The 617-nt window shown below is 29.8% G+C and carries 1 protein-coding gene; it reads left to right on the top strand.

Annotation, left to right across the window (positions count from 1 at the left end; all coding sequences use genetic code 11):
• Positions 1-23 precede the first annotated feature (23 nt).
• Entirely contained in the window at positions 24-479 is a 456-nt protein-coding gene (locus tag Q0935_RS15805) for a GNAT family N-acetyltransferase (RefSeq protein WP_299388324.1), read from the top strand.
• Positions 480-617 lie beyond the last annotated feature (138 nt).

Raw genomic sequence — 617 nt, 5'->3', positions numbered from 1 at the left:
AACGTTAGCTGTAATTAGAGAAAATGAGAATAGAATTAATAACCAAAGAAAGTGATTTATTAAAAAAAGGTGTTGATTACTTTTGGAAACGTTTGGGAAGTCAATCGAATTTTAACTTTTATAAAGATTGTATTGAAAACTCATTCTCTGATAATGAATCCGTACCGAAATTTTACTTAATGATGAATAAGAAAGAAATTATTGGTTGTTATGCTTTGTTGACTAATGATATTATAAGCAGACAAGATTTAATGCCTTGGTTTGCCTGTTTGTATGTTGAAGAAAAATATAGGAATCAAGGTTTGGCTGAAAGATTATTAAAACACAGTCTAAATGAATCTCAAAAAAGAGGATTTGACACTTTATATCTTTCAACGGAATTGAATGACTTTTATGAAAAGAAAGGTTGGAAATATCATTCAAAAGGATTTGGAGTTTTCGGAGATGAAATGAGAATATATTCCACAAAAACGAATTAAAAACTACAGCTAACACCGTGTATAATTAATTGCTTTGGCAAGTGCTTATTTGGAAAATTCCTTCGGAATTTTCTCGGGTTCGTATTTGTTTACTAAATTAGTTGCTAAACCACGCAACTAACCATACACAACAACGTT

It is taken from the genome of uncultured Lacinutrix sp. (assembly GCF_947500605.1).
Lineage (GTDB): Bacteria > Bacteroidota > Bacteroidia > Flavobacteriales > Flavobacteriaceae > Lacinutrix.
This window is presented reverse-complemented; position numbering and strand designations above follow the sequence as displayed.